The following is a 22,558-nucleotide window of genomic DNA, read 5'->3' on the forward strand; positions in this document are numbered from 1 at the left end:
TCCCCTCCTGCGCCCAGGCGCACCGTTCGCACACGCACCGGCCGGTCAGCCTGGCAAGGCCACCAGGTGCCATGCCCCCTCGCCCTGCCATGCGATGTCCGCATCGGGCTGGCTGAGCGCGCAGGGCGGCATGGCCCCGGCAGCCCCGGGCAGCACGCACACCGACAGCAGCACGGCATGGCCGTCGGCCGTGGCGCCGTGCCATGAGCTGGCATGCGCCACCAGCACTTGAGCCGGATCGGCCGGGCCTGCGGGCCGGCACTCGATGCGCCGGATCGCCGAAAAATCGACGCCCGTGCCCGTGCACTTGAAATACGCCTCCTTGAGGCTCCAGATCTGCAAGAAGTGGCGCTGGCGCGCGGGGCCGTCGGCCAGCGCCTGCAGCTGCGCCAGCTCGCCCGGTGAGCAGGCCATGGCGGCCAGGGCGAGCACGTCGCGCCGGCCGGGGCTCTGGATGTCCTTGACCTCCAGGTCGACGCCCACGGGTTGCGGCGCCACAGCGCAGGCCAGCCAGGCGCCGCTGTGCGACAGGGACAGGCGGGTGGCGGCAGCCGCCGCGGCGCCGTGGTGCTGCGCGTTGAGCTGGGGCGCCCTGCCCTCGGGCGCGTCCAGGCGCCAGTCGCTGGCCGGGGTATTGCTACCCATGGCCAGCAGGTGGCGCAGGGCCCAGCGGCAGGCCATGAACTCCTGGCGCCGGGCCGAGTGCCGCATGCCGGCCAGGCGGGCCTCTTCATCTGCCGTGAGCCACCCGGGCACCGCCTGCTGCGCCCGCGCTGCCAGGGGGGCCTGCGCGGCGAGCAGCAGTTGCAGCGGTGGTGCCAAGGGAAAAGGCGACGTCACTGCCCCATGCGGACGTAGGTGCCCTTGAAGGTCACGCCGGTGAGCATGTTGCCCGCGTGGCATTCGTAGTTGACGGGGTCCTTGTAGACCTTGCCCTTGAAGACGCTGTGCAGGTCCACCACGGCGTTGGCGCCGCGCTTCTTGGCGAACTCTTCGAGCGAGATCAGTGTGGACAGGGCCACCCAGTGGCAGGCCTCTTCCTTGCTGCGGCCGCCCGATGCCGTGCGGCGGTTGGCGGTTTCCTCGCCGATGGCGGTGCCGCCTTCGGGCGTGGGCGCGCCCGACAGGTAGAACTTGACGCTGCCGTCGAGCTTCTTTTGCGCCAGGCCCAGCTGCACGGCCTCTTCCAGGGGCAGCATCAGCACTTTTTCGGCGTGGGCGGCGGTGCTTGCACCCGCCAGGATGGCCAGGGCCAGGATGGTTGTCTTCACGGTCATGCTTTTTTGCTGGTTGGATGGTTGCTTGCGGCCGCAAGCGGGCCCGATTCAGGGCGCCGTGCGCACGTAGGTGCCCTTCAGGGTCACGCCGGTCATCATGTTGCCGGTGTAGCACTCGAAGTTGATGGGGTCCTTGAAGGTTTTTTCCTTGAAGAAGCTGTGCAGGTTGACCACGGCATTGGCCCCCCGGGCCTTGGCGTTGTCCTGCAAAGCGATCAGGCTGGACAGTGCCGCCCAGTGGCAGGCAAACACGGGTTCCTTGCCCCCGTTGCTGGTGCGGCGGTTGACATGCTCCTCGCCCAGGGCCGCGCCCTGCACCGGGGGCGTGGGCGCACCCGAGAGGTAGAACTTCACGCTGCCATCGAGCTTGCCTTCCTTGATGCCCAGGCGCACGGCTTCTTCCAGCGGCTGCAGCGAGACCTTGTCACGCGCCTGCGCCAGCGGGGTGGCAGAAAGTACCGCCAGGGCCAGAGCCCATGGCTTCATCATTTTCATCATTGGTTGTCCCTCATTGAAAATCCCACGCCACGCAACTGGCGCACTCATAGCCAGCGCCCCCGTGCAAGGGCCGCCACGGCATGCAAATGTCGTCAGCACTCCGTGCGCTGGGGGCGTCCCCCTGGGGGATGACGCGAAGCGGCTCAGGGGGGCTTACACCTTTGCGAAAGTACCCTTGAGCGTCACCCCGATCACCACCGCGCCGGCATGGCACTCGTAGTTGGCGGGGTTCTTGTAGGTGGCACGCTTGTAGTAGCTGTGCAGGTCGACCACGGCGTTGGCGCCCTTTTGCTTGGCCGATTCCTGGAAGGCGATCAGCGCCGACAGCGCAGCCCACTTGCAGCCATAGGCATCGTCCTTGCCGACGCCGTTGGTCTTCTTGTTGGCGATGTCTTCGCCCAGGCGGGCGCTGACCTTGGGCGTCTTGGCGCCCGAGAGGTAGAACTTGACGCTGCCGTCGAGCTTGCCCTGCTCCACGCCCATGCGCACCACTTCATCGAGGGGCAGCGTCAGAACCGTGTTGCGTGCGTGCACTGCGCCCATGGCCGACAGGGCGGCCAGTGCCAGGACCCATTTCTTCATGCGGATTCTCCTGTGGTGTGCCCCTCTTTGCAGAAGGGCGGTTTCGGATGCTTTGCGCGAACTGTGGGCCGCCGGGCCCCTGCCCTCCTTGCGCCGCGCGCCGGGCTTCATCAGCCGCCGCTGATGCGCTGCATGAGATTGCGGATCCAGCGGTTGTAGTTGGGGTGGATGTGGCGGCCCGCGCCCGCCTCGGCATAGTTGAGGTTGTAGCTGTTGACGTAGTCGATCTTGTAGCCGGCGTGGTCGTAGCGCACGGCGATGGCCGCCATGTGCTTGCCCTGCTGCTTGTCGTACTGCAGCTCCACCAGGCCCGGGGCTTCGCGGGTCACGGCCCAGCCCAGCGACTGGCCGGCCTGGATGATGCGGTCGCGCACCTGCGCCGCCGTGGGCGTGTAAGCACCCGAGAAGACGACCTGCGGCGCGTCGTAGAGCGCTTCGGCGCGCGCATGGGCGGCGCCGCTGTGCAGGGCCAGGGCCAGCACTGCCGCGGTGGCCAGCGCGCTGGCGCGGCCGGTGGATGTGTGAAGAACTGCCATTTTTTACTGCTCCCTCCAACGTTTGAAAATCAAGGATGTGTTGACCCCGCCGAACGCGAAGTTGTTGCTCATCACGATGTCGGTGTCGAGCTGGCGCGCCTGGCCCATGATGTAGTCCAGCGCGCCGCAGCGCGGGTCGGGCTCGGTGAGGTTGGCGTTCTGGGCGAACCAGCCCTCGCGCATCATCTCCAGCGTCATCCAGGCCTCCAGCGCGCCGCAGGCGCCCAGGGTGTGGCCCATGTAGCTCTTGAGCGTGCTCACGGGCACGCTGCTGCCAAACACCGCATGCGTGGCATGGCTCTCGGCGATGTCGCCCTGCTCCGTGGCCGTGCCATGGGCGTTGACGTAGCCGATGTCGCCCGGTGCCAGGCCGGCATCGTCAAGCGCCATGCGCATGGCCTGGGCCATGGTGGCGGAGTTGGGGTGGGTGACGTGGGTGCCGTCGGAGTTGGTGGCAAAACCGATGATCTCGCCCAGGATCTGCGCGCCGCGCGCCTGGGCGTGGCCGAGCTCTTCAAGCACGAAGGTGCAGGCGCCCTCGCCCAGCACCAGGCCGTCGCGCGCCGCGTCGAAGGGCCGGGGGGTGAGCTCGGGCGTGTCGTTCTTGGTGCTGGTGGCGAACAGGGTGTCGAACACCGCCGCCTGGATGGCGTCGAGCTCTTCGGCGCCGCCGGCCAGCATGGCCAGCTGCTTGCCGCTCTGGATGGTTTCGTAGGCGTAACCCAGGCCCTGGCTGCCCGAGGTGCAGGCGCTGGAGGTGGTGATCATGCGCCCCGTGGCGCCGAAGAACACGCCGATGTTCACGGCCGCCGTGTGCGACATCATCTTGATGTAGGTATTGGCGTTGATGCCCTCGGTGTTCTTCTCGGCGATCATGCGGCCGAAGTCGCCGATGGCCGAGGGCGTGCCCGCCGACGAGCCGTACGAGATACCCATCTGCCCGCTCTTGACGAAGGGGGCGCCCAGCAGGCCGGCGCTCGCCAGCGCGATCTCGGTGGCGCGCGTGGCCATCACGGCCACGCGGCCCATGCTGCGCATGGTCTTGCGGTTGTAGTGCGCGGGCAACTCGAAGGGCGCCACATTGCAGGCCAGCTGGGTGCTCAGGCCTTCGTAGATCTCCCACTCGTGCATGCGTCGGATCACGTTGCGCCCGCTGAGCAGCTGGCTGCGCACGGTGGTCCAGTCGTTGCCCAGGGGGCTGAAGGCACCGACGCCGGTGATGACCACGCGGCGGCGGGTGGTGGTGGAAGTGCTCATCCGACCATCCCCCCGTTGACCGAGATCACCTGGCGCGTGATGTACGAGGCCTCGGCCCCCAGCAGAAAGGCGACCGCGCCGGCCACCTCGTCCACCGTGCCCATGCGGCGCATGGGAATCATCTCGAGCGCGTGCTCCAGCACCTCTTCGCTCACCATCTCGGTGTCGATCAGGCCCGGCGCCACGCAGTTGACGGTGATGTTGCGCTTGGCCAGCTCGATGGCCAGCGTCTTGGTGGCGGCGATCACGCCGGCCTTGGCCGCGCTGTAGTTGGCCTGGCCGCGGTTGCCCATGAGGGCCGAGACCGAGGCCAGCGTGACGATGCGCCCGGGCTTGCGCCGGCGCACCATGGGCATGACCACGGGGTGCAGCACGTTGTAGAAGGCGTCGAGGTTGGTGTGCACCACGCGGTCCCACTCCTCGCCGGTCATGGCGGGGAAGGCATTGTCCATGGCGATGCCGGCATTGCAGACCACGCCGTAGTAGGCGCCATGGGCTTCCATGTCGGCCTCCAGCGCGGCGGCGCAGGCGGCGCGGTCGGCCACGTCGAACTGCAGCACGCGCGCGCTGCGGCCCAGGGCCTCGATTTCGGCCACGGCGCTGTGCGCCTGCTCGATGCCGCTTCTGCAGTGCACCACGATGTCGTGGCCGTCACGGGCCAGGCGCAGCGCGATGGCCCGGCCGATGCCCCGGCTGGAACCGGTCACCAGCACGGTGGTGGCGGCAGCCGCTGGTGCTGCTGCCGCGGGCGCGGCGCCGGTCGTCGTCTTCGTCGTCAGCTCATTCATTCTCGGTATCGGTTGTAACCTGTTGTTGTATCTATTTTTTGCCAGCCATCACTGGCCCGATGGGGGCGATGAAGGCGATGGGGAAATATAGGCGCTACCGTCCTCGGGTTCAAAGACGGAAATGCGCGCACTTGCCAATTCCGTCGCATCTTCGGCATGGATGCGGCAGTCGAACATGCCCAGGCCGTTGTCGCCCATCATGTCGCAGTCCACGCTGACCCTGAGCAGCGCGCCCGGGGCAAAGTAGGCCTGGGCCGTCTCGTACTTGCGCGAACCGAGCAGAAAGCCGATCTTCACGGCCTGGCCCTTGCGCAGCGCGTTCCAGCCGGCCCAGGCGGCCACCGTCTGCGCCATGTACTCCATGCCCACCCAGGAGGGCATGCCGGCGTCGTGCAGGAACAGGCCGCCGCGCGGCACCCGGACCTCGGCCACGGCACTGTCCACGCCGGCGGCCACCAGCCGGTCCAGCAGCAGCATGGCACCCCGGTGGGGCACATAGTTCTCTATGGGTAACAGTTCGGTGGTGATGGTGGTGCTCATCGATCGGCTCGTCGTCATTCGTCAGGCGGCCTCGAACAGCAGGCTGCTGTTGCTGCCGCCAAAGGCAAAGGAGTTGCTCAGCACGGCCCGGGCCGCGCGCGAAAGCTGGGTGCCCGGCGCCACGGCGGCCAGGGCCGGCATGGCGGGGTCGGCCGCGCCGTCCCACCAGTGCACGGGCAGCTTGCCCCGCGGATTGTCCTGCAGCACATGCCAGGCCACCGCCGCCTCCAGCGCGCCGGCGGCGGCCAGGGCATGGCCGGTGAGCGGCTTGGTGGAGCTGACCGCGACCTCGGTGCCCAGCACCGCCTGCACCGCCCGGCTCTCCATGGCATCGTTGTGCGGCGTGGCCGTACCGTGCAGGTTCACATAGTCCACACCCGCTGGCTGCATGCCGGCGCGCCCCAGCGCCTGCTGCATGGCCGCAGCCGCCCCCTGGCCCGTGGGGTCGGGGGCGGACATGTGGTGCGCGTCCTGCGACTCGCCCCAGCCGGCCAGGCGCACCGGGCCGGGCTCGCGGCTCAGCACGAAGAAGGCCGCCGCCTCGCCCAGGTTGATGCCCCGGCGGTTGGCAGACAGGGGGTTGCAGCGCTCGGCAGAGACCGCCTCCAGCGCGCTGAAGCCGCCCACGGTGAAGCGCGCCAGCGCATCCACACCCCCGGCCAGCACCACGTCGGCCATGCCCGACTGCAGCAGCCGCGCGGCCGAGGCCAGGGCCTTGGCGCCCGAGGAGCAGGCGGTAGAGATGGTGTGCGCCGGCCCGCGGATCCCGAGGTGCTGCGCCAGGAACTGGGCCACGTTGCCCATCTCCTGCACGGCATAGGCAAAGCCGGGCGGAAAGCCGCCCTGGTGCAGCAGGTGGCGCGCGGCCACCTCGCCTTCTTCGATGCCGCCCGTGCTGGTGCCCACCACCAGGGCCACGCGCGCGGCGCCGTGGCGGGCGATGGCCTGGGCTACATCGGCCTGCAGCGCCTGCACGGCACCCCAGGCCAGCGCGTTGTTGCGCGAGCGCTGGTGCACGGGTGCAAAGTCCAGCGCGGGCAGCACGGCGTCTGCCGGCAGGCAGCCCAGCGGCAGCAGGCGACCGGGGGAGTAGCGCTCCGTCCACTGCAGGGTGGCGGGATCGGTGGCGGCAAACAGGTGCGCGCGCATGGCGGCGGCGCTGAGCCCCAGCGCGCTGTGGGCCGATGCGGCGTTCAGGTAGACATGCGGGCGTGCCATCACGAAGGCTCCTGCGCCGGGGCGCACAGTCGGGAGCCCCCGGGCGATTCGACGCGCAAGGTGAAGGCCCCCTCGGGGTAGATGATCTCGACGGCGGTGCTGCCGACGAACTGCACGCGCACCTGCTCCCGCCCATCGCGCAACAGGCGGCGCCCGGTGGCGGAGGCCTCCACGCTCCAGGGTGGCTGCACGGCGCGCTGCACGGCCCGCGCGGGCCAGAAAGCCAGCTGCAGGTCGCTGAGTATCTGCTCGGGCGTGAGCTGCGCGGGCCAGTGGCGCGACAGCTCCTTGTGCCACTGCCAGCCGTCCCACACCATGCTGCCCACGCCCTGCCCCACCACGAAGAAGGCCAGGCGCACGGCCTCGGCATCGACCTCGAGCAGGGCTTCGAGCTGCTGCGCCGGGCGGCCGGGCAGCTCCACCGTGATGCGCTGCTGCACCGCCGCCTCGCAGCGCAGGGCGGCGGGCGCCAGGGCCAGCGGCGGGGTGCGCGCGGCCTGCGGTGCGCCCAGGGAGGCACAGCCCGCCAGCAGTGGCAGCAGCAACGCCGTGGCCGCCCAGCGGCCTGCCATGGCGGATCTCATGCGGGCACGCCTCCCCGCTGCAGCGGCTGCTGCCCGCGGCACAGCTCGCCCAGCACCTGCAGGCGGCGCTGCGGTTCGGCGACATAGGGGTTCTTCGCATCCCAGGCGTAGCCGGCCAGGATGGAAGCGATCATGCGGCGGATCTCGGGGCTGTGCTGGGCGTGGAAGATCACGTCCTGGAAGCCCCCGTCGTACCAGCCCTGCACGAAGGCGCGGAAGGTGTTCATCCCGGCCTGCAGCGGCACGGCGTAGTCCTGCTGCCAGTCCACCGCCTCGCCGCGCCAGGCGCGGCCGATGCAGCGCGCAGCCAGGCTGGCCGAGGTGACGGCGATGGTCACGCCGCTGGAGAACACCGGATCGAGGAACTCACCCGCATTGCCCAGCAGGGCATAGCCCCGGCCCCACAGCGCGGTGACGTTGGCCGCGTAGCCGGTGATGGAGCGGCCCGGCGTGTCCCACACGGCGTTGCGCAGCACATGGGCCAGGCTCGGGGTCTCGGCGATGATGGCGCGCAGGCGCTCGACCTCGCTGCCCTCATAGCGCGCCAGGTACTCGGGCGTGGCCACCACGCCCTGCGAGCAGCGGCCGTTGGAGAACGGAATGGTCCAGAACCAGACTTCGTGGTGCACCGGGTGCACCGAGATCAGGATCTTGCTGCGGTCCATGTCGCCGTGGGCGATGCCATCTTCAATGTGCGTGAACAGCGCGCCGCGCACCGGGAAGTCCGAGGGGCGCTCGAGCTGCAGCATGCGCGGCAGGATGCGCGCGAAGCCGCTGGCGTCGAGCAGAAAGCGCGCGCGCACGGTGTACTCCTCGCCTTCGGGCGAAGTGACCGATACCTCGGGCTGCTCGCCCGACACGTTCACCGCCGTCACGGTGTGGCGGTAGCGCACCTGGGCACCGGCCTTGGCGGCGGCATCGGCCAGCACCTTGTCGAAGTCACCGCGCTGCACCTGGTAGGTGGTGCCCCAGCCGGGCGAGAACTTGTCGCGGAAGTCGAACTCCGTGCGCAGATTGCCCTTGGCGAAGGCCGCGCCGTTCTTGTACTGGAAGCCCGCCTCCACCACGTCCTGCAGCATGCCGGCCTCTTCGATGTAGGCCATGCTCTGGGGCAGCAGGCTTTCGCCGATGGAAAAGCGCGGAAAGCTTTCTTTCTCAATCACCAGCACCTGGCGGCCCTGCTTGCGCAGCAGGCCGGCGGCCACGGCGCCCGAGGGGCCCGCGCCCACGATCAGTACCTCGGTCTGTTCCACTCGGCGGTTTTGCATCAATGTTCCTTGGAGACGGTGGGGCTGCGAAACAGCGGTGCCAGCACCAGCACCAGCGGCAGGCCCAGCATCAGCGTGAGGCCGAAGGCCTTGAGCGCGGGCGTGGCCGACAGGCCCAGCAGCCCGAACGACAGCCAGGTGCTGCCCGCACCGATGACCACGGCCAGCCAGGCGTGGGGGTCGTCCTCGTGCTCCTGCAAAAAGATGCCGTAGTCGATGCCCACGCCCAGGAGCAGCATGAGCGCCAGCACGTTGAACAGCTGCCAGGGTGCGCCAAACGCCGTGAGCGCGGCCACCACCGCCAGGCTGGCCAGCACGGTGGGCATCCAGGCGCGCCAGGCCTTGCGGCCAAAGCGCAGCCACAGGGCGGCCAGCACGAGCACGTGGCCCAGCAGCAGCAGCTCGGTCATGGAGATGCGGTAGCGCTGCAGCAGGGCCGAGATCTCGGCGGGCTTGTCCACCCAGGCCACGCCTTCGAGCCCCTGGGCGGCACCGGCCAGCGCGGGCAGCGACTGCAGGTCGGCCACGCCGCGCAGCATGACCAGGCTGCGGTAGCGGCCTTCGCGCTCGCCCAGCCACAGCGGGCGGGCGGCGGTCGCAATCGGCTGGGCCAGCCAGGCCTGCACGGTGAGCGGCGCGGGCGCGGGGGCATCGGCGCGGGCAAAGCTTTCGCCGAGCGCGGCGTTCACGCCCTGGTAGACGGCCTCGTGGGCGCGCGCCACCAATTGCGCATCGCTGTCCTGGCGGCGGGCCGAGGGCACCCAGTCGGACACGGCGCTGTAGCCCGCCAGCAGCTGGCGCGCGACCAGGGCGTCGAGCTTGTCCTTGAGTTCTTCTTCGCGCTGCAGCACCTGCTCGGGCGTGTCGCCCTGCACCAGGTAGAACTGCGCGGGGCTGGGCAGGCCCAGGATCTCGCCCACCTGGCGCTGCTGGGCCAGCAGGGTGGCCGAGCCGTTTTGCAGCTGGCGCACATCGTCCTGCGCGCGCAGGCCGCCCAGCAGCCACAGCGCCAGTGCCATGGCTGCGCACGCGGCCAGCGAGCCGGGCAGCGCCTGGCGCCAGCGCGGCCAGGCCATCAGGGTCTGGCCAATGCGATCGGCCACGCGGCTGTGCGGCATGGTGCCCCGGTCCAGCCAGGGGAACCAGCAGACCACGGTGAGCATGGCGGCCGTGAGCCCCACCACCGAGAACACCGCCATCTGGCGCAGGCCCGGGAAGGCCGCGGCCCCCAGCGCCAGGTAGGCGATGGCGCTGGTGCCCAGGGCCAGCCACAGCGCCGGCATGAGCCCGCGCATCAGCCCGTGCGGGCTGCGCCCGGGCGCACCCTGGCGGCTGGCGAAGTAGTGGATGCCATAGTCTTCGGCCACGCCCACCAGGCTGGCGCCGAACACCAGGGTCAAGAGGTGCACCTGCCCGAACAGCAGCGCTGTGGCCGACAGCGCCACCGCGCAGCCCACCAGCAGCGACACGCCCACCAGCGCCACCGGCCGCAGCGAGCGAAAGGCCAGCCAGGCCAGCAGCAGCACGCCCGCGAGCGAGCCCCAGCCGATGGTGTTGATCTCCCAGTGGGCCTGCACCGCGGCCGCCTCGGCATGCAGGGGCACGCCGGCCGTGACCATGCGGGCGCCAGGCCACTTGGCATGCACCTGACCCAGCGCGTTCTGCAGGGCGCCGTCGAGCACGGGCTCGCCCGAGAGGCGGAAGGCCGAGCCCTCCAGCGTGTACTGCAGCACGGCCCACTGCAGGCCGTCGGCCGCCACCCACAGCTCGCCATCGCGCGGGCGGGCCTGGCTTTGCGCGCCGCGCGCGGCCCACCACTGGGTCCACAGGCCCAGCGGGTCGCCCACCCAGTCGGACAGTCGGGCCTGCACGGCGGGCTGGTACAGGTCCTGCAGGGCCTTTTGCACCAGGGCCGCATCGGGCGTGCCGGCCAGCATGGCGCGCTGCTGCGGGGTGAGCAGGCGTTCGCGCCAGGGCTGGTAGAAGCCGAGCGCGGCGTCCATGGAGGTCTTTTGCGCCACGGCGTCTTCGCGCAGGCGCGCGCCGGCACCGCTGGCCAGCGACTGGCGCGGCACCTGCACGGCAGCGCGCGCGTCGGCCCACTCGGCGGCGCCGATCAGCACCACCACCTGGCGCGACATCTGGCCCACCAGTTGCTCGGTGGCCAGGGCCACGTCGGGGGCCTGCTCGTTCACAGGCAACAAGGCCATCACGTCGGTGTCGATGCCGTCGTGCTTCCAGAACTGCCACTGGTGCAGGCCCACGGCCAGCACCACCAGCAGCCAGGCCAGCGCAGCCATGCGCCAGAGCCCGCCGGGGGCGGCGTCGTGCGCGGGGGTCGCGCCCGTCATTCGAACTGGGCCGCGTCCTGCGGGCGCAGGGCGTTTTCGGCCACGGGCGCGAGGATGCGGATCACACTGGCGTCACCGCGCGCCTCCTGCAGCTTCACCTCCTGCACGAACTGGCTGCCCTGCAGGTCCACCGCGCTGAGCCACTGGGCCAGCGTGGGGTCGCGCGGCACCAGGCGCAGTGACCAGCCCTTGGCTGCCACCTGCCCCGTCACCTCGAAGTGCTGGGCCAGCTCGGCCAGGTTGGCCGACATCACGGCGAACAGCATGGCGTTGACGGTGCGCAGCACGGGTTCGTCCTGCGCGCGCATCTGGGTGGTGAGCTTGCCGTCGCTGCCGCGCGACTGCAGGCTGTCGGGCCGCACCACCAGGGTGGACTCGAAGGGTTTGAGCACATGCCAGACGATGCCCTTGCCGCGCGCCACGATGAAGTCGCCGCTGGAGCGCAGCGGCTGCTTGAAGCCCTTGACGGTTTTGAGCTGCTCGAACTCGCCACGCACCACGGGCGCATCCTGCACGCGCTGGCGCACCTGGGCCAGCAGCTCCTGCGCGCCGGGCTCGGCCGCCTGGGCGGGCAGCAGGGCCAGGGCACACAGGGCCAGGGCGAACATGCGGATCCACGGGACCATCTTCATGGCGCCACCCCCAGCCGCTCCCACAGCACGGACGGGCAGACGAAGCACATGGCGCGGGTCTGCATGTCCACCGCCACCTGGATGGTGTGGGCGCTGTTGACCTTCTGGCCCGTGGCGGCGTCGGTGATGAGGTAGTCGATGCGCAGGCGGTTCTCCCACTCGGTGATGGTGGCGCGCACCTTGAGCACCTGGCCGAAGGTGGCCGGGCGCACGTATTTGAGGCGCATGTCCACCACGGGCCAGCCGTAGCCCGATTCGCGCATGCGCGGGTAGTCGTAGTCGAATTTGGCCAGAAGTGCGCTGCGCGCCAGCTCGAGAAAGCGCACGTAGTGGCCGTGGTAGACGATCTCCATCACGTCGATGTCGTAGAACGCGGGCGTGATCTCGATCTCGTGCGTCAGCCGCTCGCGCGAGGCCAGCTCTTTCTCAGTGGACATGCGCGGGCCTCCGGGCCGATGGGGTGGCGAAAAGGTGAATCATGCGGTGTGCGCAGGGCGCGCGGGCGCGCCTTGCTCCCAAAAAGGGAAAAAGTTGAACCAGTCGTAGGGCGCCTTGCGCAGCATGCGTTCAAGCTGCTGCGCAAACAGGGTGGCGTACCCGGCCATGGCCTGGTCGCGCCGGGCACGCGGCAGCAGCACGCGCTCGGCCAGCGGCACGAATTCGACGGCATAGCCGGCGCCCTCGTGCACGCAGCCCATGAAGAACAGCGGGCATTCGAGCACCGAGGCGAGGATGTAGGGCCCGCAGGGGAACGGTGCCCGGTGGCCGAGGAACGGGGCATGCGTGATGCGGCTTTCGCGCACGGGCACGCGGTCGCCGGCAATGGCGATGAGCTCGCCGCGTGCCACACGCTCGGCCAGCATCATGGCCGTGGCGGCGTTGAAATCGGTCACCTGCAGCAGCTGCACGCCGCTGTCGGGCGCCAGGCGCTGCAGCACGCGGTTGAAGCGCTCGGCGTGGGCCGTGTGCACCAGGATGTTCAGGCGCAGGCCCGCGCGCCGCTCGGCCAGGGCGCGGCACAGCTCGATGCAGCCCATGTGCGCGGTGACCACCACGGCGCCCTGGCCCCGCTGTGCCAGGGCATCCAGGGCCTCGCGCCCGGTGACGGCCACGCTATCGAAGCGGTAGCGCCCGCTGAGCGCGAGCAGCTTGTCCAGGATCACCTGGGCAAACATGCGAAAGTGGCGCTGGCTCTGGCGCCAGCCCGGCATGGCGGGCCACAGGCCATGGGCGGCCTGCATGCGCTGCAGGTACTGCAGCGAGGCGCGGCGCGCCACCGGGCTCACCAGCCAGTAGTAGCCGACGATGGGGTACAGGCACAGCAGAAAGGGCCAGCGCCCGAGGAAGCGGTGCACCTGGTAGAGCAGCCACATGCCCGCGACGAAGGTGTTCTCGCCCAGCTGCGCCCAGTGCGGGGCGGCGGGCGCGGCAGCAGCAGCCTGGGTCTGTGGCTCTGGCGCAGATGCCGTCATGCCGCCTGCCCTGCCCCGCGCCGGCCCAGCAGCTTGCGCACCAGCAGCACGGGGCTGCGCAGCAGCATGCCGCCGAACAGGCGCGTGTGCATGCCCGAGATGAGCACGTTGTCGCGCCACACGCGAAAGTGCGAGAGCCCGTCCTGCGGGTAGGTGACGGCCGTGCGCTGGGTGATGAAGGGCACGCCCTTCCAGTGCATGCGCACGAGGATCTCGGTGTCGAACTCCATGTGCTTGCCGATGCGCGCGCCGTCCATCACGCCGATGGCATCGCGCAGCGGGTAGACGCGAAAGCCGCACATCGAGTCTTCGATGTCCAGCGACAAGGTGTTGATCCACACCCACACATGGGTGGCGTAGCGGCCGTACAGGCGCGCCTTGGGCACGCTGGCGTCGTAGCGCGGCGCGCCGCAGACCATGGCCTCGGGCCGGGCCCGGGCGAGCGCGATGAAGGCCGGGATGTCGGCCACGGCGTGCTGGCCGTCGGCGTCGATCTGCAGCGCGTGGCTGTGGCCCGCGGCCAGCGCATGGCGCATGCCGGTCATCACGGCGCCGCCCTTGCCCTGGTTCTGCGGCAGGCGCAGCAGCGTGACCGCTGCGCCATGCTGCTGCGCCAGGGCATCGAGCACGGCGGCGCAGCCGGGTTCGGAGCCGTCGTCCACCAGGATGCAGTGCAGGCCCGCGGCGAGCACGCCCTGCACCATGGCGCCGATGGTCGTCGGGTGGTTGTAGACCGGGATGATGGCGACGGGGTTGAACGGCATGGCGGTACTCATGCGGCCCCCTCCCCCTGCACCAGGCGCCCGCTGGCATGCGGCCCGCGGCCGGAGGTCAGCGCAAACTGCAGCTGGCCCTTGCCGGGCACCCACTGCAGCTGCACCTGGACCCGGTCGCCGGGCAGGATGGGCTGCTGGAACTTGACCACCTCGGCGCGCAGGAAGGCCGCCGGAATGCCGAAGGCCTGCTGCCCCAAGGTGACCACCCAGTGCAGCTGCGCCACGCCGGGCACGATGGGCGCGCCAGGGAAGTGGCCGTCGAGCACGCGCAGCCCGGGGTCGACCAGCAGGCTGGCCGTGGCCTGGTGCGCGCTGCGCTCGGTCCATTCGGGCAGGGGCATGAGCGGGCGGAACAGCGCCAGCAGGTCGTGCTGCGTGGTCTTGCCCTGGGCGTTTTGCGGCAGGGCCGCCACGTAGCGCCAGCTGCGCGGCAGGGCCACGCGGTCCACCACGGGTGCCAGCAGGGCGCGCAGCGCGTCCCCCATGGGCTTGCGGCCCTGCTGCTGCAGGGCCTGCCAGCCGGCCTCGGTGAGCGCAAGCACCATGCCCACGCGCGCGGCGGCGGGCGGCGCTTCGAGCACCACGGCCCGGGCAGCCGCCACCCGGTCGCTGGCCAGCAGGGCGTTTTCCATGGCGGTCAGGGAGATGCGCTTTTCGGCGATCTTGGCGATGCGGTCGGCCCGGCCCTGCAGCACGAAGCCGGCGCCCCCATCGCCACCGTCTTGCGGCAAGGCGCGGTCGGCCGTCTCCCACCAGGCATCGGCATCGGGCAGGTGGCCCGAGCGCACCGACAGGCAGCCACTGTCGGCCAGGCGCACCTGCACGCCCGGCAGGGGCTGCCAGGCATCGCCCTGCTCGGCCCGGCGGCGCCAGGCGATGCCGCCGGTTTCCGAGCTGCCGAACACCTCGGTGGTGGAATGGCCGAGCAAGGCCAGCGCATGGGCCGAGGCCTCGGGCGGCAGCGGGCCGCCCGACGAGAAGATGCCGCGCAGGCCCTGGGAGGCGGCCGCCCAGTCGAGGTGATCGGGCAGGCGGCTGAGCATGGCGGGGCTGGAGATGAGCAGCGTGGGGCCGGGCGGGGACAGCTGGGCCACCAGCTCCTCGGGGTAGCGCGCAAACCCGGTGCCCAACAGCCGCCCCGCGGCCAGCGGCCACAGCACACGGAACAGCAGGCCGTAGATGTGCTGGTGCGAGACGGTGGCCAGCGTGCGCAGGCCCGGTTCGTTGGCCATCGGGCCGAACACCGCCTGCAGCGCATGCACTTCGGCATCGAGCTGCGAAAGGTGTTTGACGATGCGTTCGGGCACGCCCGTGGAGCCCGAGGTGAACAGCACCACCTGCGCCGCGCGCATCGAAAGCGGCTGCAACTGCACCGCCGCCGCGCCCGTTGTATCGGGCACGAGGGCATCCGGCAACTGGCCCGCGCAGGCCTGCACCTGGGGCAGCAGGTGCGCCAGGGTATGGGGCTGCAGGTCGCTGGCCAGCACCGGCGTCTTGCCCGCATGCCAGGCCCCCCAGAGGGCGGCCGCAAACTGCAGCGGCTCCTCGAAATACAGGCCCACCTCGGTGCCCTGCACCTGCTGGAAGGCGGCGCACCAGGCCTTGACGGACAGCACCCAGTCCGCGTGCCGCACCGGGCTGCCCGCAGAGGCCGCGACCTCGTGCCCTGCGGCACGCGCCTGCGGCAGGGCCACCTCGGACAAGGCTGTAAACGTGTTCACTTGCTCGATTCCTGATTCTTGGAGTTGTTGGACAGGGACGGGGAAAAAAAGTCGCTTGGCTCTGCCCAGCGCTCTACTGCGGCCCCAGGGTCAGCGCCCCGCGCCGGCGCACCCACTGGCGCACCAGCCACTCGCCGCCCATCAGGCAGCCCATGAGCACATAGGCCACAAGCCCGTTGTACAGCGCCCAGGTGGCATCGCTGCACCAGGCGGCGGTGTAGGCCGCGGCAGCGCCGTTGGCCACGAAGAACGCGCACCACACGGCGGTCACCTTGCGCGTGTAGCGCACGCCGGACTCGGGCAGATCGGGCTGGGTGATGCGGGCCACGCGCTCGATCACCGTAGGCGGGTAGCGCAGGCTCACCGCGAACACCACCAGCAGCACGGCGTTGACCAGCACCGGATAGAGCTTGACGGCCAGGGCATCGGCGCGCCACCAGGAGGCCAGCGCCAGCACGGCCGCGCCCGAGGCCACGGCCCACCAGAAGCGCTGGCGCGTGGCCACGGCGCGCAGCACGGCCAGCAGCACCAGCAGCACGGCCAGCCACTGCGGCGCCACGCGGCCCATGGCCAGGTACACGCCCAGCGGGTACAGCACCGTCAGCACCACCAGCACGGCGGTCACAAGCTTGTGCATGATGATGGCCGGCCGCCTGCCCGCGCGCTCAGGCCGGGGAGGCGGCGTCGTTCACCAGGCGGTGCAGGGCGTCGACCACGTCCTGCACCGTGCGCACGGACTTGAAGGCGTCGGCGTTCAGGCGCTTGCCCACCCAGGGCTTGAGCTGCACGATCAGGTCCACCGCATCGATGCTGTCGATGTCCAGGTCGTCGTACAGGCGGGCCTCGGGCGTGATGCGGTCGGCGTCGATTTCGAACGTCTCCTGCAGGATCGCGGCGATGCGTTCGTAGATGGCTTCTTTGTTCATGTCGTATTTTCCGTGAATGCCACTCGCTTCGTCAGTCAGTGCGTGCGGCTGGCGGCCACGAAGGCGGCCAGCGCCTGCACGCTGCCAAAGTGCTTGCGCGTCTGCTCCGAGTCGGCCGACATGCTCAGGCCGTAGCGCTTTTGCAGGGCCAGGCCGAGCTCCAGCGCGTCGATGGAGTCGAGGCCCAGGCCCTCGACGAACAGCGGCGCTGCGGGGTCGATGTCTTCGGGCGCGATGTCTTCGAGCGCCAGGCTGGAGATGATGATTTCCTTGATTTCTTGCTCAAGTTGAAGCACAGGCAGGTCCCTTGAAAAGTTGTACGGACAGGTGCTCGGTCACATGGCGCGCAGCCAGGGAATCGCTGGCAGCCGAGTCACAGAATTCTTCCACCGCGATATCGGGCCGCACCTCGATGGTGAAGTGCGGCTTGCGCACGGGCACCCTCCACCACGGCGTGCCCTTGGTCAGCATGGGCAGGCTGCTGTGGATGTGCACGGGCGTGATGTCGATGCGCCCTTTCACGGCCACATGGGCCGCGCCGCGCTGCAGCTTGACCTTGCCGTGCAGCGGCGTGCGCGTGCCTTCGGGGAAGATGATGAGGTTGTTGCCATCCTGGAGCGAGCGCACGCAGTCCTTCAGCAGGCCCGCGCCGTCGCCATTGGTGATGAAGCCCGCGGCCCGGATCGGGCCGCGCGTGAACGGGTTGCGCGCCAGCGCCTCCTTGACGATGCAGTCCGCATGGCGCACGAAGGAGATCAGGAACACCACGTCGATCAGTGAGGGGTGGTTGGCCAGGATCAAGAGGCCCCGGCGCTGCAGGCGTTCGCGTCCATGCACCTCGTACGAGATCACGCCCACGAAGTTCATGAGCCCCACGAAGCAGCGAAAGCTGTGGTGGATGATGGTCTGGCACAGCTGCTTCTGGCGCGCGGCCCCGCGCACGAAGAGCATGGCCACGGGGCACACGACGATGCCCAGCACGATGCCCCCCAGGCCGAACACGGAAAAACAGAAACCCGTGGCCACGATGCGCCAGGCCCGGTTGATCGCTTCACGCATGCACACGCTCCCACATCCATTGGCCTGACGCATGGCCGTGTACCAGGTTCTTGCGTTCACCCTGCAGCAGAAAATGCAGCGCATCGAGCCCATGCGGCAAGGCCACCGTCTCGCCGCGCCCATCGGCCTCGCCCGGCGCATCGATGGCCTGCAGCGCAAAGCCCGCTTCGCCAGGCTGCAGGGGCGCCAGCCGCACAGCCCAGGCGTATTCGGCCACGGGCTCATCGTGGAAGACGGTGTAGTCGGGCGGCAGCAGCTCGTCATAGCAGACCAGCAACACCTCGCCGAAGGCCTCGGCATCGTGCAGCAGGCCCAAGGCCTCGACGAGGCCGGCCTCGGGCACGCAGTGCGAAGACGCGACGCAGACCGCGTTGGCGCGCATGCCGCGCAGGATGGAGTGCTGCGCGCCCACGGCGTTGTGCACCGACAGGCCGAAGGCGGTGGGCGACAGGGGTTCATCTTGGGCCTGCGAGCGCAGCAGTGCCAGCGCCTTGTCGGCATCGCCATAGCGCGATGCCCAGACCACGGGAATGTCGGCCCCCTGTTCGGGCGGCAGCACGCTGTCGGCCACGGCAACGGCCATCTTCGCCAGGTGGCCCAGCCGGCGCCGCGCCATGGCGGGCACATGGGGCAGCTCGACCACGGTGTCGCCCACGGGGCACACCGGTGCCTGGGCCCACTGCAGCCATTGCTCCTGACTTTGCAGGCCTGGTGCTATCGCAGCCCACGCCCGAACGGCGAACGCAGCGCGCACAGCCCTCTCCCGATTTCTTTGATTGCTTGGCGTGTGTACGGCACACACGGGGCAATTATCTCAGAATCCCCCTTGGCGGCGACAGTTTTGCTGTTACATGTGCACACAAACAGACGCTCTGCCGGACCTGCACACGCCCACACAAAGGGTTACATCAGATCCACCCAAATGGGGGATGCCATGGAGCGTTGCATCCGGGCGACAAAGGACGGCCGCCCCGCCCTACTCTTCGAAGCCGAAGCCCACCGCCGACACCCCGGCCGCGCTCGCCCGGGCCACCAGGTACTGGCCCGGCCCGACCACGATGGCCGTGCGCTCGAGCACGCCCGAGGGCGGCAGGTAGGCGTCGTACTCGATCCACTCCGCGTCAGTGGGTGTGGCGGCCGCGGCAAGGGCCACGCGGGCCAGCACGGCCGAGGCGCTGCGGTTGACCAGCGACAGCGTGAGCGTCCCGGTCTGGGAGGCGGGCTGGTAGAGGGGGGTGGCCGTGGCCGCAGCCAGGTCCATTGCAAAAAGACGTCCGTTGGCCATGTCGATCAAGCTCCTGAAAGAAAGAAAACCTTGCTGCGCGACTGCACCGGGGCCCATTGCTGCACGCCCTGGATCACGAACAGCGCCAGCGGCCGGGCCTGCACCGGCGCCACGGGCAGGCCCAGGGCGCCGCCGGCCTGCGAGCTGACCCAGGCCCGCACCCAGTTCGTGCTGGCCAGGGCCTGGCTGTTGTCGGCCGGGGGCAGCGGGGTGGCGGCGCTGACCGTGCCGCCCACGGCCAAGTGGCCGGCGATGGCCAGATTGCCGGCGATGGATTGGTCGCCCGTGAGGGCGTTGCCGCCGGCCAGGTTGGCCTTGGTGGCCAGGCCGGCATCGGTCTGCCCGGCCTTGGTGGCCACGCCGTCGAAGCCCAGCTCGATGCGCTGGAACTCGTCCTTGAGGACCTGCTCGTCCACCCGCTGCCCGGGCAGCGGGTTGAAGACGCGGTGGTAGTAGGTATTGGCCATGGGGCTGCTCCTGCGTTTGGTGGGATTGGGGGTCAGCGGTCCAGCCGGCGCGGCGTGTAGACCACCGACACGCTCTGCAGCGTGTGGGGCAGCTCGTCGCGCGCGCTGCTCACGATGTTCAGGCTGAGGTCGGTGCCCACGCCGTCCAGGCGCACCTTGGAGAGGGCGTTGGCGGGCACGCTGTAGTAGCTCTGGCCGTAGTTGCTCACGCTGTAGTAGGCGCCGCCGGCGTTCTGCAGCACGCCCACCACATCGGTCAGGCCCACCTCGGGCCGGCCCAGGCTGTACTCGCCCTGCACCAGCAGGCGGCAGGCGCTGCGGTTTTTGCTCTCCAGGTCCACGCGCCGAAAGCGTTTCTTCTCCATCGGGCTTTTGGTGTGGTTGAAGGCCAGCTTGAGGTAGGCCACGATCTCGGCCCCGTCGAAGCTGCGGCCCCGGTCGGCCTCGTAGACAAAGCCGTCGTCGCTGCCGAAGAAGTTGCGGTGCTCGCCGCCCACCACGGCATCGCAGGTGCAGCGCACCGTGCGGCCATAGTCGATGGGCATGAAGGCCAGCGCGCTGCCGCCATCGGCCGTGGGGATGGGCGTGACGCTCAGGCCCTCGCCGCCGGCAAAGAACAGGCGCATGCGCTTGTCGGCCCGGTTGACCACCGAGGCCGTGACCTGCCGCGCCTTGAGCAGCCGCTGGATGCGCGCAGACAGCGGCAACCGCTCGAAGTTGCCGAAGGCCTGCGTGGCACTGACCACGGCCACGCCCAGGGTGTCGAGCACCAGCACCCGGCCCAGGCTCTGCACGCTGCCGCGCTGCGCGCCCACGTCGTCGGCAAAGTTCACGAAGCGCCAGTCGGCGCTGCTGCTGCCATACAGCACCCAGGTGCGCCCGGCGGCAAACACCATGAGCGCGCCGCCCTCGGCGTCCGAAGGCAGCACCTGCAGGCCCGTTACCACATCGCCCGCCGCGATCTCGGCCGCCCCCACCACCGCCGACCAGCGGTACGGATCGCCCACGGCGCTGTGCTGCAGCGAGCCCTCGAAGCTGAAGAACAGGTGGTTCTTGTGCGCCACGCAGTGCACGGGCTTGTCCACCGCCATCCCGGTGGCCAGGGGCACCAGCACCTCGCCGTCGAACTCGAAGCCGCGGTTCACGCCGTCGGCGCCATAGATGCGCTGCTGCCCGGCGCGGCCGTTGAAGTTGTAGACCACGGTATCGAGCCGGCCGCCGGGCAGCTGGGTGATCGCCACCTCGGCCCCGCCGGCCAACGCCGTCACCCCGGCGGTGAAGGCGCCCGCGGTGAACGGCCCGCCCGAGGGTGCGGTGACGATGAAGCGCCCCTTGGCCGTGCCCGCCGCCCAGGTGCCCGACTCCACCACCACGCGCTTGACGATGGCGGACACGGCGCCCTTGGTGACGTTGGCGCCCACGGCAGGCTCCGTGCCGCTGCCGCTGGAAAAGGCCAGCTCATGGTAGTGGAGCACCGGCGCCCAGCCGGTGGCCGAACTCTTGTAGATGCTGCAGGCCGTGGCCGCCAGGTTGTCGCGCCAGGCGTAGACCGTGCCATTCAATACGGCGACGCCGCGCAGCGGCCCCGAGCCCGGCACGGCCCCAATGGCCGTGCGGTAGTGCTCGGCGGCCAGCGCCGCAAAGGCGTTGTCGTCGAAGCCATCGATGTCCGAGGCGTCGCCGTCGAACCGGCCCACCGGGCTGCCCGCCACCGTGAGGACCTCGCCCACGGCGAACACACCGGTGCGCTGCGTCACAACGATCTGCGCCGCATGGCGCAGCAACAGCACCACGGCCGTGGCACCCGAGGTGGCCCCCACCACCGTCTGCCCCGCAGCCACACCGGTGAAGGCGGTGGCCGCGCGCAGGCATTGGTAGGCCGCATCGCCGGGCCGGGCCCGGCCGTCGAAGCGCTCGTAGCCGCCGATGCGCTCGTACCCCTCCAGGGCCGAGCTCTCGTAGTTGATCGCGCCCGTCACCATGCCCGGGCGCAGCGTGAGCTGGGCCGACTCGGCATCGAGCCCGCCCGAGAGCGGGAAGTACTGGGTCTTGAGAGATGGCATCTTCACGTCAGCCCTCCATTGCACCGCGCTCGCCCACTGTGCTTGAAACTGGCGCAGCCAAAGCCAGTGCCCCCGCGCAAGGGCCGCCCCGCCGCGAAGGCGGCGTATCCAGCGTTTGCGCTGGGGGCGTCCCCCTCCCGAATCGCGTAGCGAGTCGAGAGAGGGGTGAAGGCGCGAAGCGACTCAGGGGGTGTTTTATTGCCGGTCATGCCAGGGGCCTCGCGCCAAAGCCGGGGCGCGGCAGCTGCGATTGCGCCAGCGCCGAAAAGCCCATGCTGTAGTTCTGCTCGGCGCGCTGGTAGACCTCGCTGGCCGCGTCGAAGCCGCCGTATTCGCGCAGCGCACGCCAGGCGATCAGGGGGTGGAAGCGCGCAGGCAGGGCCGGCTCGTCCGCGTCGAGCGCCAGGCTGGCGACATCCTTCACATAGGCCGCGCGCACCATGTGGGCCGCATCGGGCGCGGGGCCCACCAGCAGCTCGCCGCCGGGCGCAATGCTCCAGTAGCGCAAGGCCCCCGGGGCATGCGCGCCGGTCAGAAAGCGCTGGCGAAACGCCTCGTAGTCAAGCCAGGCCAGCGCATGCTCGCTCACCTGGCCATCGGCCACGCGCCAGGCGCTGGGCCGGTAGCCGTCGGCCGCGGGCTTCCAGGCGGCGAAGTCGGCCAGCGCAAAGCCCGGGGCCGCGGCCTCGGGCACCATCACCAGGCTGCCGGCTGGAACCTGGCCCAGGGCCTCGCCGCGGCGAAACAGCCAGGACTCGTGCGCCAGCGCGATGTCGCGCCAGGCCCAGTTCACCCACTCGAACACGCGGGCATCATCGCCACTGGCCGTGCTGGCCGAGGCCGGCGGACCGCCGGACAAGCCGCTCTCGCGCTTGACGGCCCGGGCCAGTTGCAGGAAGTTCATGGCGATCTCCTCAGCCTTTGCGCTGAAGTGGGAAGCGCGGCTTTTCCACCCAGCGCATCTTGTCGATGTTCTCGGGCTCCTCGGGGTCGGCCTCGCGCACCGTGTAGGCCAGGCCTTCGATGTGGTCGGCCATCTCCACCGGCACACGCACCCAGCGCTCGCGCTGGATCTGGATCTGGTAGTTGTTGAGCCCGAAAAAGGGCTGCTGCGGCTCGTGCAGCTCGCCCTTGAAGAGCTTGATCTCGACCGTCTGGCCCGAGAAGCCGTGCTGCTGCACGGCCACATCGATGTCGGTGTCGGTGCCTGCGGTGGTTTCGGCCAATGCGGCGGCCTTGGCGGGTGCTTTTGCCATGG

General features: G+C 70.1%; 27 protein-coding genes. All 27 read right to left on the reverse strand.

What is annotated here, in order from left to right:
* Positions 1-45: 45 nt before the first annotated feature.
* Positions 46-822 carry a 4'-phosphopantetheinyl transferase superfamily protein gene (locus tag HNP48_RS24285; protein ID WP_184861951.1) on the reverse strand — a complete coding sequence of 259 codons (777 nt, stop codon included), beginning with the start codon at positions 820-822 and terminating at the stop codon, positions 46-48.
* Positions 823-836: 14 nt separating this feature from the next.
* The gene (locus HNP48_RS24290) at positions 837-1,277 is read right to left on the reverse strand and encodes an excinuclease ATPase subunit (protein WP_184861953.1); all 441 of its coding nucleotides are present in this window, start codon (positions 1,275-1,277) and stop codon (positions 837-839) included.
* Between the two features lie 48 nt (positions 1,278-1,325).
* Positions 1,326-1,763 (reverse strand): excinuclease ATPase subunit, encoded by a 438-nt coding sequence (locus HNP48_RS24295; protein WP_260420359.1) that lies wholly within the window; start codon positions 1,761-1,763, stop codon positions 1,326-1,328.
* A gap of 165 nt (positions 1,764-1,928) precedes the next feature.
* A complete protein-coding gene (locus HNP48_RS24300) occupies positions 1,929-2,357 on the reverse strand; it encodes an excinuclease ATPase subunit (RefSeq protein ID WP_184861957.1) in 429 nt (142 codons plus the stop codon).
* Between the two features lie 110 nt (positions 2,358-2,467).
* The gene (locus HNP48_RS24305; protein ID WP_184861959.1) at positions 2,468-2,893 is read right to left on the reverse strand and encodes a hypothetical protein; all 426 of its coding nucleotides are present in this window, start codon (positions 2,891-2,893) and stop codon (positions 2,468-2,470) included.
* A 3-nt stretch (positions 2,894-2,896) separates the two neighbouring features.
* Complete coding sequence (locus tag HNP48_RS24310; RefSeq protein WP_184861961.1) at positions 2,897-4,150, reverse strand: beta-ketoacyl-ACP synthase; 1,254 nt, start codon at positions 4,148-4,150, stop codon at positions 2,897-2,899.
* A complete protein-coding gene (fabG, locus tag HNP48_RS24315; protein WP_260420360.1) occupies positions 4,147-4,938 on the reverse strand; it encodes a 3-ketoacyl-ACP reductase FabG2 in 792 nt (263 codons plus the stop codon). The genes HNP48_RS24310 and fabG overlap by 4 nt, the downstream gene beginning before the upstream one ends.
* 48 nt (positions 4,939-4,986) lie before the next feature.
* Complete coding sequence (locus HNP48_RS24320) at positions 4,987-5,478, reverse strand: hotdog family protein (RefSeq protein ID WP_184861963.1); 492 nt, start codon at positions 5,476-5,478, stop codon at positions 4,987-4,989.
* Between the two features lie 21 nt (positions 5,479-5,499).
* A complete protein-coding gene (locus tag HNP48_RS24325) occupies positions 5,500-6,696 on the reverse strand; it encodes a beta-ketoacyl-ACP synthase (protein ID WP_184861965.1) in 1,197 nt (398 codons plus the stop codon).
* Entirely contained in the window at positions 6,696-7,268 is a 573-nt protein-coding gene (locus HNP48_RS24330) for a DUF3261 domain-containing protein (RefSeq protein WP_184861967.1), read from the reverse strand. The genes HNP48_RS24325 and HNP48_RS24330 overlap by 1 nt, the downstream gene beginning before the upstream one ends.
* A gap of 8 nt (positions 7,269-7,276) precedes the next feature.
* Complete coding sequence (locus HNP48_RS24335; RefSeq protein WP_184861969.1) at positions 7,277-8,548, reverse strand: NAD(P)/FAD-dependent oxidoreductase; 1,272 nt, start codon at positions 8,546-8,548, stop codon at positions 7,277-7,279.
* Positions 8,548-10,899, reverse strand: coding sequence for an MMPL family transporter (locus tag HNP48_RS24340; protein ID WP_184861971.1), 2,352 nt, complete (start codon positions 10,897-10,899; stop codon positions 8,548-8,550). The genes HNP48_RS24335 and HNP48_RS24340 overlap by 1 nt, the downstream gene beginning before the upstream one ends.
* Positions 10,896-11,531: an outer membrane lipoprotein carrier protein LolA gene (locus tag HNP48_RS24345; protein WP_184861973.1), complete on the reverse strand. Its 636-nt coding sequence runs from the start codon at positions 11,529-11,531 to the stop codon at positions 10,896-10,898. The genes HNP48_RS24340 and HNP48_RS24345 overlap by 4 nt, the downstream gene beginning before the upstream one ends.
* On the reverse strand, positions 11,528-11,968 hold the full coding sequence (locus tag HNP48_RS24350; RefSeq protein WP_184861975.1) for a thioesterase family protein: 441 nt from the start codon (positions 11,966-11,968) through the stop codon (positions 11,528-11,530). The genes HNP48_RS24345 and HNP48_RS24350 overlap by 4 nt, the downstream gene beginning before the upstream one ends.
* Before the next feature lie 39 nt (positions 11,969-12,007).
* On the reverse strand, positions 12,008-13,003 hold the full coding sequence (locus HNP48_RS24355) for an acyltransferase (protein ID WP_184861977.1): 996 nt from the start codon (positions 13,001-13,003) through the stop codon (positions 12,008-12,010).
* Positions 13,000-13,779 (reverse strand): glycosyltransferase family 2 protein, encoded by a 780-nt coding sequence (locus HNP48_RS24360; RefSeq protein ID WP_184861979.1) that lies wholly within the window; start codon positions 13,777-13,779, stop codon positions 13,000-13,002. Before HNP48_RS24360 ends, HNP48_RS24355 begins: the two co-directional genes overlap by 4 nt.
* Positions 13,776-15,500, reverse strand: coding sequence for an AMP-binding protein (locus HNP48_RS24365; protein WP_184861981.1), 1,725 nt, complete (start codon positions 15,498-15,500; stop codon positions 13,776-13,778). The genes HNP48_RS24360 and HNP48_RS24365 overlap by 4 nt, the downstream gene beginning before the upstream one ends.
* A 73-nt stretch (positions 15,501-15,573) precedes the next feature.
* Positions 15,574-16,137 carry a hypothetical protein gene (locus tag HNP48_RS24370; RefSeq protein WP_184861983.1) on the reverse strand — a complete coding sequence of 188 codons (564 nt, stop codon included), beginning with the start codon at positions 16,135-16,137 and terminating at the stop codon, positions 15,574-15,576.
* Between the two features lie 28 nt (positions 16,138-16,165).
* The gene (locus HNP48_RS24375; RefSeq protein ID WP_184861985.1) at positions 16,166-16,426 is read right to left on the reverse strand and encodes an acyl carrier protein; all 261 of its coding nucleotides are present in this window, start codon (positions 16,424-16,426) and stop codon (positions 16,166-16,168) included.
* A 35-nt stretch (positions 16,427-16,461) separates the two neighbouring features.
* A complete protein-coding gene (locus tag HNP48_RS24380; RefSeq protein WP_007855388.1) occupies positions 16,462-16,722 on the reverse strand; it encodes a phosphopantetheine-binding protein in 261 nt (86 codons plus the stop codon).
* On the reverse strand, positions 16,709-17,485 hold the full coding sequence (locus HNP48_RS24385; protein WP_184861986.1) for a 1-acyl-sn-glycerol-3-phosphate acyltransferase: 777 nt from the start codon (positions 17,483-17,485) through the stop codon (positions 16,709-16,711). Before HNP48_RS24385 ends, HNP48_RS24380 begins: the two co-directional genes overlap by 14 nt.
* A complete protein-coding gene (locus tag HNP48_RS24390; RefSeq protein ID WP_221480330.1) occupies positions 17,478-18,140 on the reverse strand; it encodes a beta-ketoacyl synthase chain length factor in 663 nt (220 codons plus the stop codon). The genes HNP48_RS24385 and HNP48_RS24390 overlap by 8 nt, the downstream gene beginning before the upstream one ends.
* 321 nt (positions 18,141-18,461) lie before the next feature.
* Positions 18,462-18,770, reverse strand: coding sequence for a hypothetical protein (locus HNP48_RS24395; RefSeq protein ID WP_184861990.1), 309 nt, complete (start codon positions 18,768-18,770; stop codon positions 18,462-18,464).
* Between the two features lie 5 nt (positions 18,771-18,775).
* Positions 18,776-19,237, reverse strand: coding sequence for a hypothetical protein (locus HNP48_RS24400; RefSeq protein ID WP_184861992.1), 462 nt, complete (start codon positions 19,235-19,237; stop codon positions 18,776-18,778).
* Between the two features lie 32 nt (positions 19,238-19,269).
* The gene (locus HNP48_RS24405; RefSeq protein ID WP_184861994.1) at positions 19,270-21,306 is read right to left on the reverse strand and encodes a hypothetical protein; all 2,037 of its coding nucleotides are present in this window, start codon (positions 21,304-21,306) and stop codon (positions 19,270-19,272) included.
* Between the two features lie 199 nt (positions 21,307-21,505).
* The gene (locus tag HNP48_RS24410) at positions 21,506-22,204 is read right to left on the reverse strand and encodes a hypothetical protein (RefSeq protein ID WP_184861996.1); all 699 of its coding nucleotides are present in this window, start codon (positions 22,202-22,204) and stop codon (positions 21,506-21,508) included.
* Positions 22,205-22,214: 10 nt separating this feature from the next.
* On the reverse strand, positions 22,215-22,556 hold the full coding sequence (locus HNP48_RS24415; protein ID WP_184861998.1) for a hypothetical protein: 342 nt from the start codon (positions 22,554-22,556) through the stop codon (positions 22,215-22,217).
* Between the last annotated feature and the right edge of the window lie 2 nt (positions 22,557-22,558).

The organism is Acidovorax soli, from assembly GCF_014207955.1.
GTDB lineage: Bacteria > Pseudomonadota > Gammaproteobacteria > Burkholderiales > Burkholderiaceae_C > Acidovorax > Acidovorax soli_A.